The organism is Dictyobacter arantiisoli (assembly GCF_008326305.1).
In the GTDB taxonomy this organism is placed as follows: Bacteria; Chloroflexota; Ktedonobacteria; order Ktedonobacterales; family Ktedonobacteraceae; genus Dictyobacter; species Dictyobacter arantiisoli.
In genome coordinates this window covers 1-15,098 of record NZ_BIXY01000117.1, presented here as the reverse complement: position 1 = coordinate 15,098, position 15,098 = coordinate 1, and the positions used below count along the sequence as shown (strand labels likewise).

Sequence of the window (15,098 nt, the reverse complement as noted above, 5' to 3'; positions counted from 1 at the left end):
TCTTTGTTTTTGGTGTGTCGAGGAGCAGTACGTTTCTTTTCGCTTGCTCGCTTCAACTCCCGTAGTATCGCATATCCCTTGTGGTTTGTCAAGCGTTTTTCCCGGGGAATTTGCGCTTGCGCTGAAATTCATTTTACTCATCGTTCGTGCTGTCTCCAGCAAGGAGACGATCCGAAAAAAAGAGCCGGCAGCTCCCGGCAATCTCAACCAAGTTGGGAAGCGCGTGAGAGATGCATGATCTCAGAGGAGCCACATTAGCGTGGCACAAAGGATGTTCGAACAAACAGGAGCACAATCCCTTCAAAAAGGAAGGTGTGATTGTTTCGTTTCGACAGCTCAATGAGTATGCCATACGCAAGATGGTCTTGTCAAGGGTTTTGGGGACCAAATTTCGTGGCAAGACCGTTTCAAGAGCGAGAATGAGGATGAGGATGGAGACGTGGAGGGTGGTTCCTACGGGTGGAGAGGTGATGGAAGATGTATAATTCCTTGTATTGAAATGGTATTGCCCTTCAAGGGTGGAGAAGTGTGAGTAACAGCTTCTCACCACCCGTGAAGGATGGTTGCTACTAGATTGGATTTGGAAAGAACATGACGACATCGATCATTCCAGGCATTCATCTGACAAATGTCTATCATATCCTCATAGATACCTATGGCGAGCTGCATAATGATCCTGACTTTGATCCTCTGGGTGGCCTGATTGGTACGATTCTTTCACAGCATACCTCCGATATCAACTCAGGCAGAGCCTATCGCCAACTTGTTGATACCTATCCCACCTGGGAAGAGGTACGCGATGCCCCGACCTATAAGGTGGCAGATGCGATCCGCTCAGGCGGACTGGCAAATATAAAATCGATACGCATCCAGGATGTCCTGCATACCCTGATGGAGAAACAACAGGAACAGGGCGGCGACAAATCCCTGGGAGATTATCTCTCGGACGAACTTGATAAGCTATCCTCGGAAGATGGCTGGAAGTATCTTCAACAATTGCCGGGCGTTGGTCCCAAGACCGCCGCCTGCGTGATGCTCTTCAATCTGGGCCGTAATATCATGCCGATTGATACACATGTGTGGAGGACCAGTAAACGGCTGGGACTGATTGGTCCCAGCGTGAACGCCAATCAGGCCCATACAGTATTTGCGAAGATCGCACCGCCAGCATGGGTTTATATGCTGCACGTTGGCCTGATTCGTCATGGAAGGCAGATCTGCCACGCCCAGAAGCCAAAATGCAATCAGTGTCCCCTCTATCGAGAATGTGCCTACACTGGCAGTGTTAATCCTCAGGAGACGGGTATTTCCTGATCGTATGCAACCCGGAACATTCAGCACAGCGACACTTCCTCAACGATTGCGCGGCCACATCCGATAGTGTAAGGAGGATAGGATGTGACGCAGCAATGGTTGAAAGGAGGTTGCCAGGTCATGATGAATATTGCTCAGAAAAAACATTTTCTGCTGGGATTGGGGATCTTCATGGGGATGCTACTAGTGGGGGCCGCTGTGTTCGGTATCAAGCAATTTCGTGGTCCAGACAAACAGATGACAATCGCACAAGAGCCACTCCATGCCACGCCCACCACAATAAACAAGCCAACGAAAAGAATTCTGACCAATCAGCTCATACAATATACTACGCTACCGGGAGCGGTACGAAGTGCAATTCGTGTGACAGTTAACAATCAAGTGGTCTTCGTTGAGCGCTATAAAGATATCAGCTATGTGCGCTTCGCCTTTACTGGCGCGGCCAGAGTCACGGTCACGGCGGTCAATGCAGCCTCCTACAGTATCAGTCCACGCCGTTATAGCATCCACCCAACTGTGCATGGACAGAATCTCTCATTCACCCTCCATGAGCCGCGCCAACTTATCCTCCAGGCAGGCTCCGACAAGCTGTTCCTTTTCGCCGATGCCCCTGAACAGCACGCACCCAACCCTACAGCCAGCAATGTGCTGGATGTCACCCGCTACGTCAACGATATCAGCGGGCGGAGTATACAGACGGCGCATATCCAGCAAGCTATCTATGCAGCGGCCACGCAACATGCGATTCTCTACTTTCCCGCTGGACTCTACCGCACCGGTACATTAAATATGCGAAGCAATGCCTCTCTTTATCTGAGCAGTGGCGCGCTCCTCTCAGGCACAGGATATGCATGGGATACGCCGGACAGCTTGTTACTCTTCAAGGATGTCCAAAATGTCCGACTGTTTGGACATGGAGCTATCGATCTCCATGGTATGGCTCTGCGCAATAGTGCCGGGGATGCTGGTCGCGTCAAACTGATCCGTACCATTAACGCCAATAATATCACGCTGCAGGACATCACGTTGCGCGACTCAGGCTCGTGGACCGTCCATATTCTGGATTCTCACACCATACGCGTCAACAATCTGAAGATCCTGAACGATCCAACCATGACCAACAACGACGGTATTGATCCCGATAGTTCCAACAATGTATCCATCAATGGAGCCTTCATCTATACTGGCGATGACTGCTTCGCGGTCAAGACAAGCGGGGCGCTGCATCTACTGGCGGCATCACATAATATCAGTATCGAGAATTCTATCTGCTATACCCGAAAATCGGCCTTGAAAGTGGGAACCGAAACCAGGGCTACGCTCTCCAATATCACCTTTCAACAAAATGATGTGATCCATGCTGATCGCGCCATTGCCCTCTACATGGCCGATGGCAGCATCATGAACAACATCAAATATCTCAACACGACATCGGAAGCGATTGGAGGCAACATCCGACAACGCCTCATCGACATTGAGATCAGTGATCGCAACGGCATCGGAACCATCGACAACGTCACTATCGCCAACTATACCGCCTATGCGTTTAGTCCCAATCCCTCGTTGATTGCCGGGCTGGATGGACATATGGTCAACGTCACATTCAGAAATCTGCGTATCGCTGGAACAAGCATCCATTCGGCTGCTGCTGCCATGATCGGAATACAGCAAGCCAACGTTAAATTTCCCCCCTGATAGCAACAGATTAATGGGACTCCAGATAGGATAGGACCTCTTGTAATTCAAACAGGAGATAATCAATGCCCTTCAGGAGCGGCTCACCCGGCTGTTCAGCCTGTAAAACGGTCAGGCGCTCACGGGCAGCCAGGGCAAAGGCACGCATAAACCAGAGGCGCGCCGCCTTCCCGGTCGTAAAAGACGCATAGGCCGCATCACCATTGACATAGACCTGACGACGCAGATCATGCGCGTTTTGCACCTTATCAGAACAGGAAATTACCAACGCCAGCAGGGATGATGAGCGTACATGCTGCAAATAGCCCTCTTTGCGTTCGCGCCAGGGGGCTTTCTGCGTGCCACCTGTACCTGGCTCGGTACATTCCTCGACCAGTGCCAGGACATCCCCACCCAGTTGCGCCTCAATCAGTTCACGCGTCTCCGCCCCCTGATCCTCAATCGCATCGTGGAGCAGTGCTGCTGCTACGGCAATCATCGGCGCGCCACTCGCCGTCACCAGACCAGCCACCTCCATCAAATGTCCCAGATAAGGCACATCAGGCACCAACGAAGCCTTACGCGTCTGGGTAGCATGCAAGCGAGCAGCCAGTTCAAAAGCTTTCTCAACCAGAGTTGTATCCATGGGCATCCCTTCCTTCATTTACATCTTACTGATGCACTTTGGACCTTTACTGTGACCTTTGGATTTTTCACGCGAATGTGTTGATTTGGTAAACTTACAAAAAACCTCAACACCATTCGGTAAGCTTTCATTGAAACATTCTTGCGTTCCAATAACATATGTATAACCTCTTACATTTACAAGGAATCACATCACATACATGTTATGATTTAACGTGTGTTAAACTATGCTAGAGCGCTCCGTAGAAACCGATACATTTGGCAGAGCGTCTTCTTTTTGTAGAATACAACCATTTCTTACACTATTACATTTAATTTTGCTATATCCCCTTCTTCTCTTCCTTTTTAATTTATCCACGAGGAAGAGATTTAACTAACAAAGAATTTTCTTTAATAAAGAAATCCTCAAGGTAATAAAAGGTATTTCATGTGAGCGTGAGTTTGTTTTCTTAACACATTCTTGAGAAGATAAGCATTAAAGCGGAGGGGATCTCTACTGATTCTCAGAAGAGAGGGCGCAATGATAAGAGCATGGTTTCAGCAAGTTTCCAGTACCAGGGCCGTTTTATCCATCTTTCAAGCGTGAGTTCGTAGGCTCTGGAAGCATCATAAGCAAATATTTTATTCATCTCACGTGCTACATCAACGCTATAAAATTCTATATTCACTTCAAAGTTGCCAACCATACTCAAGCGGTCGATGTTCGCAGTACCAACGGTGGACCAGATAGCATCAGCCGTAGCGGTTTTGGCGTGAATCATCGCCCCCTTATAGAGAAACAGACGAATGCCGTTCTTCAGACACTCCGTATAATAGCCGTGTGATAACCAGTCAGCGATAATATGATTCGAGATTGCCGGCACCAGGATGCGAACATCAACCCCACGATGGGCCGCTTTGATAAGCGCGTGCAAAATGGCTTGATCAGGAATGAAATAAGCATTGGTGAGAAAAACATTCTTGACGGCCCGATCAATCGATTCCAGATACATTGAACGGATCGGGAATGCCAGTGTGACGGGATCATTGCGCTGGATCATCAGGTTAGAATTCCAATCTCGCTGGATTAGATCCGCAATCGGGAGCTGATTTCTACGTTTATGAGTATTCCAGAAATCGATAAAGCTATTTTCAATTTCCAATGCTCCCGAACCACTCACACGTGCATGGGTGTCGCGCCACTGGCGAGCATAGGTATCGCCAATGTTATAGCCACCGATAAAACCGATATGTTGATCCACGATCATGATTTTGCGATGATCACGGGCATACGTTTTCAATTTAAAAAGATAAAAAGGGAAGGATACGATTGGATATTTTAACACATGAATAGCCGTATCAAAGCGAAAAAATGAGTGCGGTACGACGAGATTGGCAAATTGGTCATAAATCACATAGACTTCCACACCACGTTGCGCAGCCTCGATTAATGCCCGCCTGAAACGATAGCCAATCACATCATCTTTCCAAATAAAAGTTTCAAATAAAATACGCTGTTGCGCATGCTCAATGGCATCCAGCATGGCATCATAAAGATCATTGCCATAGGTATACAACTGAACAGTGGTATCATTGACGTTCACAGGCTCTTCGTCACGCAGACTTAAAAAATGGCCCTGTGAACGATGATGCTTGCGCAATGTATCCACCAGGACAAGAATAGCACACGCCACAAGAGGTGGCACCACGAGAAAAGCCAGATACCATTGAATAATTTTCCATACCCCTATCTGGGAACGGATACGCTCTATCCATTGTGCCATAGCATCCTTCCTCTCTCGACTCACACTCGCTCACACTTCCTCTTTATCTACATAGTATGAGGAAAAGTCTTGCATGTCACCCATCAAAGGGCTGATTTTTATGATACAAAAACGCTCAGAATGACCATCAGGCAAGCTTTTTAGCGTAGGACACAGAGAGGCATCCTGGCAAGAAGCTTGACGTTCTTACCGCATTTCTTTACAATTGAGCCAGCAAAGTAAGCATGCGGGTAGACATCGCAAGCAAGAAGGAGCCAAGATGGCCGAACGCATTGGGCAGCGACTAGGAAACTACAATCTCCTCCAACTATTAGGAGAGGGTGGCTTCGCAGAGGTGTACCTCGGCGAGCATCAGTATTTGAAGTCACAGGCTGCCATCAAAGTATTACAAACACGTCTCTCCGGTTCTGCCGATACCGACAGTTTCTTAAAAGAAGCGCAAACCATTGCACGGCTATCCCATCCCAACATTGTGCGGGTGATGGACTTTGGCATCGAAGGTGAGACGCCCTATCTGGTAATGGATTACGCACCCAGTGGTACGCTACGCAATCGACATCCTCATGGAACGGTGGTTCCCCTGGAAACGATTGTTCCTTATGTCAAACAGGTGGCGGATGCGTTACAGTACGCCCACGATGAGCATATTGTTCACCGTGACATCAAGCCGGAGAATATGCTGGTCGGCAAGCGCAACGAAATCCTCTTGAGTGACTTCGGCATTGCGCTGGTCGCCCAGAGCTCACGCTATCAGGGCACACAGGATGTAATTGGTACAGTCGCCTATATGTCGCCAGAACAGATTCAGGGGAAGCCTCGTCCTGCCAGCGATCAGTATTCACTGGCCGTGGTAGCCTATGAATGGCTGACTGGAACACGTCCTTTCCACGGCTCATTCACCGAGATATGTACCCAGCATATGTTCGCGCCGCCGCCACCTATGCGCGAAAAGCTCACGCAAATCTCGCCCGAGGTTGAGCGCGTCATTATGAAGGCATTGGACAAAGATCCCAGGCAGCGTTTTGAGCATATCAAGGATTTCGCCGCCGCGCTGGAACAGGCCACACAGCCAGGTCAATCCTTTAAAACCGAACAGATGCAACCGACCGGCACTAACTACAACACCGCCCTGATGCAGACAGACAATACAACATCTCCAATCCAGCCTGCGGCTGGCACCCCTGCTCCTTACACGATGCTGCAATCCCAGCCCTATGGCTCACAGACCAACGCGCCCAACAATACACAAGCCAGCACGGGACTGCCAGGCAGCCAGGGTTCGATTCCCCCCCAACCAGGACACAATTTTCCAGGCAATCCCAATAATCCTTCAGAAAACAATCTGTCCACACCGAATCCATACTCGGCAACCACCGCCGCCCAGACCAACTTTGATCCCCGCAATAAACAAGCGGGAAGAGCACAGCAACCGCCTCAAACGCCGCAGGTAGACGGACAATTTGGACAGCAAAAACTGGTGCTTCCATCCCATACACCGCCTGCGGGAGGATATAACCAGAACCAGGGGGGGTACAATAATAACCAGCCACAGGGACCACAGAACTATGCACCGGCGCGGCCACCACAACCCATCCAACCTCCACAGCTGAATCCTAATTTGCAACGGCAATATCCGCAACAACAACAACAACAACAGCAGCCCTATGGTGGATACAACAACCCAGGAAACCAGCAGCAGCAGTCACCCTATCAGCAAGGGCCGCAAAATCGTCCCCATCCCAATCAGTATGAACAACAGCAGCATATGCAGCAGCAACAACAGCCACCAGTGCGCCCGACGCCCCGACCCGCTCCCCCAGAGCAGGATGAAGAGGATTATGGCAGACGGTCCGACTATGGATCATCACGTGCCGCCGAGCGCCATGATCACCAGGAGCCCCAGGAATCTCTAGCTGATTGGTTAGGGCCTCTGAATGGATTGAAGTGGCCGATTCTGGCGACCATCGCCGGAGTGATCCTCTTCTGCGCCTTGAATAGTTTCCGACCTGACATTTATGGGCAGAAGATACCAGTTGTGCTGGTGGTCCCTTTATTCTTTGGCGGAGCCTTTGGCCTCTTGCCGGGCCTGATCGTTGGAGTGGTTGGAGAACTGCTCTCCAGCGCATTCTATCCAGGAAATAATACCCTTACCGCAACCCTGTTCCATGGGGGAGCCTTTTATAATTATCATACCTGGTGGTTCCCGCTGGCCTTTTACGGCATCGCAGGACTGGCAACAGGACTCTCAAGACTGCGTCCACGCAAATTTCCCAGCATCGGCTCATCCATTCGTGCCACGATCCTGGCGATCATCGTCCTGGCTATCGAAGTAGGCTATGTCCTCTACAATACACGTTTGCTCAGAATTTTCCCAACCGTAGGATTAGACGTGCTGGCGAATATCGTCATCTGCTTCATCGCCCTCATCGTCTACAGCATCGTCGGACGTCTCATCGATCCGGCCTGAAGATCAAGCACAACTTACGATTGAACTGCTAGTGAAGAAGGTCCAGCGGCGGAGCCAGATTTGCTCCCCTGCTGGACCTTCTTAAGAAAGCATTGTATGCTTATCTTATCGTTAAAAACTACCACCCGCACCACCACCACCACCTCCGCCGCCGCCCCCTCCAAAGTCACCGCCTCCACCGTACATGTAAGGACGAGAATAGAAACCTCTTCCTCTTCCTCTTCCTCTTCCATCCCCACGCCTTCGCGTGCGAGAAATGATTATGGCCATGATTATGATAACTATTACCACACCAACAACTTCTAATCCGCCGCCATTGTGAGCGGTGCCATTGAGCGCATCGATAGCGGCAAGCGTGGCCCCTGTATAATCGCTGCCATGAATATTTTGCCTGAAGGCATCAAGCGCGTTGCTGGCCTGATCATTCGAGATATTGGACTGTTGACCGCTTTCAATAGATAAATGTCGATGTGCGACATCTATCTCGATCACGATAGTATAGGCATCCCCGACCTTACTGCTGGCGTCAGCGTTCAGCGCGGACTGATCACCACCAAAAGTGCGCGTCGTATAGATGCCCAGAGGCTCAGATAATTTTGCCCCCTCGGTCTGTACCTTTCCTTGATCCAGAACGCCCGCTTGATCTCGAAGGAGCACGCTATTGGCAGATACAGATTGGATATTGATGGTACTGATGGCACACAGAAGCAATAACAGGCCAGATAGCGTCAATAAAACTCTACAATATGCTGATTTTCCAGGAAAATGCATACCCATTGCGTATCTCCTCAATATAAAGCACATATACTATTATTTTTTATACAGTAAATATATAGACGTGAGGCGATTGGCAAAGTGAAACAAATTCTTACTGATTTATTGTATTCAAGCGTAATTTCTAGGGCATGCTTGCTTTAGAAGTGGATTTGCGTGCAAAACTGTCTGCTGGCACGTCCACTGCTTGTTTATTAGCTTTCCTGGGTGTTGAAGCAGGGGTCACAGACTTTGCTTTCGTCGTTCTGGGCTTTCTGGCAACGCTGGCATCTGTAGGTGCTTTGGGTGCTTTGGGTGCTTTGGGAAGCGCAGGCGTTTTCTTTTCAAGTGGGATCTTCGCAGCAGCGGCTTTGACCTTACTGGTTGCCGCTTTCACTGCAGGCTTTGTTGATGCCGCCGTGGGGCCAGCCTTAACGCTGGCTTTGGGCCTGGCAGTCTTTGCACTGGTGGATGCAGCCCCGACCGCAGGTTTAGCAGCAGTGGTGGCGGATTTAGCGGCACGCCGTCGAGCGGGTTTGGGAGGAGATGTGAGATCAACCAGTGTCGCTTCCGCATTCATAGAAATAGTCTCTTCGTAGAAGATATCATCATCCACCGGAGCTTTGCGACCACGCACATGTTCACGCAGGATAAGCTTATGTCCACTGTTCTGAGGCAGAGCTTCTGCCCAGGCAGGAGCCTGAAGTGCATTGGGATAGATGATGATGGCGTTCACAAAATCTGCCACGCTGGCGAAACGATTGGCATATTTCTTATCCATCGCTTGTAAGATCGCTTGCTCGATATGGGGAGGCAGGTCGGGACGCAGTTGACTCGGCGCGCCAGGCTGATCGTGTAGATGATGCTCCTTTAACGTCTCAACGGTATTGCCCTCAAAAGGGCGCTGGCCTGTCACCATTTCATAGACCATACAGGCCAGGGAATACTGGTCGCTTTCAAAGCGCACCTTGCCATTAAAATGTTCAGGGGACATATAGGAGGGGGTGCCACCAATCCCTTTCTGAAAGGAACGGACGGTCTTGAGGACACGGGCAATATCAAAATCAGAAATGAGGGGTTCGTTTTGCGCACTAAAGAGGATGTTTTCTGGCTTGAGATCACAGTGCACAATCTTGTGATCATGTGCAAACTGCAGGCCCGCCCCGATGCCACGCAACAAATAGAGCACATCATTGAGAGCCATCTGACGACCACGCATACGCTCACGCAGCGAACCATTCGGCGCATATTCCTTGACGATATAGGGATAATTTTCGTAGCTACCAAAGTCAATCAGGGCCAGAATATGGGGGTGCTTCAGTTGCTCAAGCAGATGCGCCTCTTGAGAGAGCACATCACCATCCGCAGTGGGATCGATAAAGGCTTTATATAATATTTTCAGCGCCACAATTGTTTTGTGTGGAGCGTTATACACTGCCTTATAAACGTTGGCGTACGCTCCCTGCGCGATTTCGTCGATAATACGATAGTTGCCAATCCGCTGCCCGATCCGAAGCACCATAAATAAAACACCTCGATGATTATTTTCTCGAAAAAACCTCTGATTGTACTGAAACCCAATCAATACAGAATTACATTATATCATGTCTTATTTCGTATGACAGGTCAAAATTGACAAGTTTAATGAACTTTGCTAAAGTGGCAGAAAGGAATAATTAATGGTATTTTGAGCGCTAGGAAAAATATGGCAACTCCATTACCATCGATAGTCGCAGTGGCGAAAAAAGCAGGCGTCTCAGTTGCGACGGCCAGTCGCGTCATGAGCAGTTCGACCTATCCTGTCAGTGAAGCAACGCGTGAGAAGGTCCTACAGGCTGCACAGGAACTGCACTATACGCCCAACTCATTGGCCCGTAGCCTGAAGGCACAGCACAGCAAACTACTCGCTGTACTGGTCGGAGATAATGCTGATCCCTATTTTGCTCAGGTGGCACGCGGAGTTGAGGAAATCGCCAACGAGCACGGCTATCTCACCATCATGTGCAATACCGAACGCGATCCTATCCGTGAGCGCACTTATCTCAACACGCTTCAGGACTATCGCGCTGACGGCATTATCATCACCGGTAGTGGCTATAACCACACGGACTATACAGATGACCTCAATGCCATCGTACAAAAAATCCAGCAACGCGGAGGGGCAGTCGTCACCTTATCCCCACACGTGATCCAGGCACCATCGATTCAGACCGACAACGTGGGCGGAGCACGCGAAATTACCGCCTATCTCCTCTCCCTGGGACATCGCAGTATCGCCTTCGTCTCTGGTCCAGAGGATGTCACGGTCTCCGATCAACGCCAGCAGGGCTATCAACAAGCCATGGAAGCAGCGGGCATCGCCATCCACCCCACATGGCTCATACAAGGGGATTTCACCCAATCTGGTGGTGAACGAGCCGCCTATCAGCTCACGCAACTGGCAGAACGCCCCAGCGCTGTCTTCGCTTGCAACGACGAAACCGCCTTTGGCCTGATGAATGGACTCCAACAGCAAGGATGGCGTATCCCCCAGGACATCTCGCTCTGTGGCTTCGGAGACCTGCCCATGGCGAAAATGGTCGTCCCCTCCCTGACCACCGTGCATATCGCCCTCCGTGAACTCGGACAAAAGGGAGCGCAAAAAATCCTCGCCCTCCTTAAAGAGCCCCAGGAGCCGACCGAGGAAATACTCCCCAACACCATCATCAAACGCAACTCCACCATCCCATTCACCGAACACTAAGAGAGTGTCAGCCCCCCAATACCAGCGGGATCTTGCTGCTCTCTGGCAGGCAGGCGCGTGCGCGCCTGCGCCCTTTTTATTATGTGATGTAGAAAAGGTTCTTCGAACCTTTTCTACATCACATAATAAAAATCTGTTTGAGCACCATCGGTGCGAAAACGCATGCGCCAGGATGGCGAAGACCATTCCGAAACATTACCACAAAAGTGGAAGAGTTATCATCATCAAGCAGAAGAGTGAAGATTGATTTGAAACTGATCAGATCAATACCAGATACAAAGGTCTCCTTATCGGGATCGGGAAACGTGCATGATAGAGAAGATCGCAAAAATAGCGAACGAGCTTTTTCCAGCTACACGCCGACCAACACAGCATCCGATAAGGAGAACACAACCATGTTACTCGAAGCTTATTTAGCCTATGCCCTGATCCCACTCTTCTTTATCCTGGTCGGCATCCTCGTCTACCTGACGCTCAGAGCCAGCAAACGCCCCACCAGCAAACCATAAAAAAAGGCATGTTAAACATATAGCGACCATCATATGAAACAATAAATAAAAAGCGTAAGCACGGCAAGAAGTGTAGTGCAGGGCCGTGCTCCATTGTTCGTACGACATACTTGCCCGTAGGTCCATCCCTACCCCAACATCCATGCCAGGGTGCATGATAGAGCGTAGGAGCGAGCTGGTCGTACGCTTTACGGAGCATCGACCTACGCTGCGCTTCGTGCGATGCCTACGTTTTTGGTCATACTTTAAGGATATTGATGGTGAATACAAGCAACGACATTTGTACATCTCAATCCCGAATATCTCCTAAAACCTGAATTGATGGTATCAATGGGGTGGAGTGTGGTTTTCGTGGATGCCATCGGATGGAACAAGGGCTGGATGGTGCTGTGGTTGTTGTTGTTCGTTGCTTCTCTGGAAGTGTTCAGGATGAGTCTTGCGCCAGTCGAGCCAGATGGCAATAATGAAGGCTTGAATTAAGCCAACGACGGGCGAAGCAAGTAGTGCGCCCCAGATGCCAAAGAGTTCAGAGCCCGCGATTAAGGCGGCGATAGAGACAATCGGATGCAGGCCAACAGCTTCACCAACGATGCGGGGTCCTATAATATCCCCTTCGAGAATGTGGACGACGATGAAATAGGTCAGCACACCTAAAGCAATCAGCCAGCCTTGCGTTAAGGCGATCAGGGTACAGATAGCTCCCGAGATGAGCGTGCCCAGGATAGGGATGAATTCAAGGATAAAGGCCAGTACTCCCAGCAATAAAGCGTAGGGAACGTGGAAGATGAGCATACCAATGCCGACCAGCAGGCCGACCAGGACCGCCAGGAGCAGTTGACCACGAATATAACCTCCCACGACGCGCTGGGATGTATCAAGCACAAAGTCTGCGTGAAATGAATCGGGGAGGCTACGGCGACACCAACTTTCCAGCCGCCTTCCATCGATCAGTAGGTAGATGGTGATGACTGCCACGACAACGACATCCAAAAGTACATCTAGAAAGCTGGAGACCAGCGGGACGATGCTGCCCGCGAAGCTTTCCAGGCGCGCACCAGCCTGCTCGCGGAAGTTGGCAACCTGAGCCGTGGTAATGCCAAACGAGAAGAGAAACTTTTCCAGTGGCGAGACTCTGCCGTTGTGGGACGTGAGCAAATAGACAACCTGCTGGGAGAGTGACGTAAATTGATGGAGTGCGGTCAACGTGACAAAGTAGATCAAGAGGGCCAGCAGGCCCAGCACAATCAAGCAGGTAATCACAATTGCCAGGGGACGGGGCAACACACGTTCCAGCCAGCGTACCAGCGGAGCCAGCGCATATGCAAGCAATGCAGCGACGATGAGGAGTAACAGGGCACGTATAATATGGGAACTGCCCCAGAGAACCACGGCCACCACGCCGATCCAGGCCAGGATCGCGATGGGGATATCCCGGCGACGCTTCCACTTCGCTAACGATTCTTCAAAGTGCGAAGCATTATGGGTGGCATGGGAAGTTTCTGACGGACCACTTGTCGCAGACATAAGAACCCGATCCTTTCTCCAAACACAGAACACCACATCCCTGCACTCTAGCGTACAAGCGCTCCCGCGCCTGAAATGCCCCATGGGCAAAAGTGAACATATTTTTTATAGCACGCTTCATCATCCATCAAAGACTCAACTGAATATCAACTTATGCCTACCGATATATTTAAATAGAGCATTCCCTATTATAGTCTACGCGGTGCAAGCACCACTATCAAGTGAGAGATATTGTAGAGAATCTGGCACCGGAAAACGAGCTATACACGAAAAAGTAGAAATGTAGTTGATACGCTATTTCTGCTCTGGCTCTATACCCACCACTCCCTGACACGCTATAATAAAGGGAATCAGCGGACAGGCTGATATTCTTAGTCCACCGAAAGGTTTAGCAGATGCACATTGATTTACGAAGTGATACAGTTACGCACCCGACCCAGGCTATGCGTGAGGCAATGTATCGGGCAGAGGTTGGAGATGATGTCTACTATGAAGATCCAACAGTGAATCGCCTACAAGATAAAACGGCTCAGCTTACAGGAAAAGAGGCGGCCCTTTTTGTACCGACTGGCACGATGGGCAACGCGATTGCTGTGCTCACCCATGCGGGCCGTGGACAGGCCGTCATTGTCGGTGATCAATCCCATATCTATCACTATGAAGCTGGCGGTCCATCAACACTTGGTGGCTCGCCAATGTATGCGGTACCAACACACCCCAACGGTATGCTGGATCTGGATGCAGTGGCATCCGGTATCGCGGATGAGAGCGATGAGCATGTAGCAGCTACCGCCCTGGTCTGTATTGAGAATACTCATAATCGCTGTGGAGGCAAGGTTTTATCAGTCGAGCAGATTGAAGAGATTACCTCACTGGCTCACGCACACAACATTCCAGTTCACATGGATGGCGCGCGTATCTTTAATGCTGCCATCGCCCTCGATGTACCCATAAGCACGCTGACCAGAAGCGTTGACTCATTCATGTTCTGCATCTCAAAAGGCTTGAGTGCTCCCATTGGCTCGTTGCTCGTCGGCAATAAGGAATTTATTCGACGCGCGACCCGTATCCGTAAATTGCTGGGCGGAGGTATGCGTCAGGCTGGCATTATCGCAGCCGCTGGCCTCGTGGCTCTGGATCAGATGATTGATCGCCTGGCTGAGGATCACGCACACTGCAAACGACTCGCTAACGGGCTGGCGGAGTTGCCACAGCTTGACGTTAAAGCGGATGAAGTTGCAACAAACATCCTTATCTTTACCCTGCTGGATAAGCAACAGCAACCAGCCTCGGATGCCGAGATCAATCGTTTCCTGGCGAAAGTACAGGCTCAGGGTGTGTTATTGAGTCGCATGGGACCAAAGGGTATTCGGGCCGTCACCCACTATGGCATCGAAACCCAACATATCGACAGTGCCCTATCAAGCATCAAACGAGCCCTGGCCGAAGCATAGACAGGAGCAGGCGTAGTTTTACTTTTTAATATACATTGATGCAATGTATATTAAAACTCTTTGTACTCTCTAAGGTTAGACTCCCAGTACCAGCGGGATCTTGCTGCTCACCTGCTGGCAGGCGCGTGCGCCTAAGTTTGGTCCAAATTAAGAGCCAGATGCAATGGTGCAAGGAGTGACCGCAATGCGTGAAGCAAGGCCCCAGCTGCAGGCGCGCGGCAATTTAAGGTGAGCGCCTGCACGTGACCATCG

At 50.2% G+C, this 15,098-nt stretch carries 11 protein-coding genes; 6 read left to right on the top strand and 5 right to left on the bottom strand.

Annotated features, from left to right (window positions below):
- Positions 1 to 591: 591 nt before the first annotated feature.
- Both F1593_RS25260 and F1593_RS25255 read left to right on the top strand, forming a co-directional pair.
- Positions 592 to 1,314: an endonuclease III domain-containing protein gene (locus tag F1593_RS25260; RefSeq protein ID WP_149404333.1), complete on the top strand. Its 723-nt coding sequence runs from the start codon at positions 592 to 594 to the stop codon at positions 1,312 to 1,314.
- 84 nt (positions 1,315 to 1,398) lie between these two features.
- Entirely contained in the window at positions 1,399 to 3,009 is a 1,611-nt protein-coding gene (locus F1593_RS25255; RefSeq protein ID WP_149404332.1) for a glycoside hydrolase family 28 protein, read from the top strand.
- Positions 3,010 to 3,019: 10 nt separating this feature from the next.
- Here the strand turns inward: F1593_RS25255 and F1593_RS25250 are convergent, their stop codons facing one another.
- Both F1593_RS25250 and F1593_RS25245 read right to left on the bottom strand, forming a co-directional pair.
- Positions 3,020 to 3,634 carry an HD domain-containing protein gene (locus F1593_RS25250; protein WP_172632440.1) on the bottom strand — a complete coding sequence of 205 codons (615 nt, stop codon included), beginning with the start codon at positions 3,632 to 3,634 and terminating at the stop codon, positions 3,020 to 3,022.
- A 502-nt stretch (positions 3,635 to 4,136) separates the two neighbouring features.
- On the bottom strand, positions 4,137 to 5,396 hold the full coding sequence (locus tag F1593_RS25245) for a phospholipase D-like domain-containing protein (protein ID WP_149404330.1): 1,260 nt from the start codon (positions 5,394 to 5,396) through the stop codon (positions 4,137 to 4,139).
- A 259-nt stretch (positions 5,397 to 5,655) separates the two neighbouring features.
- On the opposite strand from F1593_RS25245, the gene F1593_RS25240 reads away from it, so the two are divergent.
- Entirely contained in the window at positions 5,656 to 7,863 is a 2,208-nt protein-coding gene (locus tag F1593_RS25240; protein WP_149404329.1) for a serine/threonine-protein kinase, read from the top strand.
- Positions 7,864 to 7,974: 111 nt separating this feature from the next.
- On the opposite strand, the gene F1593_RS25235 is transcribed toward F1593_RS25240, so the two are convergent.
- On the bottom strand, positions 7,975 to 8,640 hold the full coding sequence (locus F1593_RS25235; RefSeq protein ID WP_149404328.1) for a hypothetical protein: 666 nt from the start codon (positions 8,638 to 8,640) through the stop codon (positions 7,975 to 7,977).
- Positions 8,641 to 8,761: 121 nt separating this feature from the next.
- Complete coding sequence (locus F1593_RS29665; RefSeq protein WP_149404327.1) at positions 8,762 to 10,138, bottom strand: serine/threonine protein kinase; 1,377 nt, start codon at positions 10,136 to 10,138, stop codon at positions 8,762 to 8,764.
- A 183-nt stretch (positions 10,139 to 10,321) separates the two neighbouring features.
- Between F1593_RS29665 and F1593_RS25225 the strand changes: the two genes are divergently transcribed.
- On the top strand, positions 10,322 to 11,359 hold the full coding sequence (locus F1593_RS25225; protein WP_149404326.1) for a LacI family DNA-binding transcriptional regulator: 1,038 nt from the start codon (positions 10,322 to 10,324) through the stop codon (positions 11,357 to 11,359).
- Positions 11,360 to 11,664: 305 nt separating this feature from the next.
- A complete protein-coding gene (locus tag F1593_RS25220; RefSeq protein ID WP_149404325.1) occupies positions 11,665 to 11,868 on the top strand; it encodes a hypothetical protein in 204 nt (67 codons plus the stop codon).
- Positions 11,869 to 12,195: 327 nt separating this feature from the next.
- On the opposite strand, the gene F1593_RS25215 is transcribed toward F1593_RS25220, so the two are convergent.
- Positions 12,196 to 13,392 carry an AI-2E family transporter gene (locus F1593_RS25215; protein WP_172632439.1) on the bottom strand — a complete coding sequence of 399 codons (1,197 nt, stop codon included), beginning with the start codon at positions 13,390 to 13,392 and terminating at the stop codon, positions 12,196 to 12,198.
- 395 nt (positions 13,393 to 13,787) lie between these two features.
- On the opposite strand from F1593_RS25215, the gene ltaE reads away from it, so the two are divergent.
- The gene (gene ltaE / locus F1593_RS25210) at positions 13,788 to 14,846 is read left to right on the top strand and encodes a low-specificity L-threonine aldolase (RefSeq protein ID WP_149404323.1); all 1,059 of its coding nucleotides are present in this window, start codon (positions 13,788 to 13,790) and stop codon (positions 14,844 to 14,846) included.
- Positions 14,847 to 15,098: the final 252 nt, after the last annotated feature.

Bases quoted from the DNA above. Each gene is read 5' to 3' on its own strand.
- F1593_RS29665 (WP_149404327.1), bottom strand. From the start codon at position 10,138: ATGGTGCTTCGGATCGGGCAGCGGATTGGCAACTATCGTATTATCGAC.
- ltaE (WP_149404323.1), top strand. From the start codon at position 13,788: ATGCACATTGATTTACGAAGTGATACAGTTACGCACCCGACCCAGGCT.
- F1593_RS25245 (WP_149404330.1), bottom strand. From the start codon at position 5,396: ATGGCACAATGGATAGAGCGTATCCGTTCCCAGATAGGGGTATGGAAA.
- F1593_RS25260 (WP_149404333.1), top strand. From the start codon at position 592: ATGACGACATCGATCATTCCAGGCATTCATCTGACAAATGTCTATCAT.
- F1593_RS25225 (WP_149404326.1), top strand. From the start codon at position 10,322: ATGGCAACTCCATTACCATCGATAGTCGCAGTGGCGAAAAAAGCAGGC.
- F1593_RS25240 (WP_149404329.1), top strand. From the start codon at position 5,656: ATGGCCGAACGCATTGGGCAGCGACTAGGAAACTACAATCTCCTCCAA.
- F1593_RS25250 (WP_172632440.1), bottom strand. From the start codon at position 3,634: ATGGATACAACTCTGGTTGAGAAAGCTTTTGAACTGGCTGCTCGCTTG.
- F1593_RS25215 (WP_172632439.1), bottom strand. From the start codon at position 13,392: ATGTCTGCGACAAGTGGTCCGTCAGAAACTTCCCATGCCACCCATAAT.
- F1593_RS25235 (WP_149404328.1), bottom strand. From the start codon at position 8,640: ATGGGTATGCATTTTCCTGGAAAATCAGCATATTGTAGAGTTTTATTG.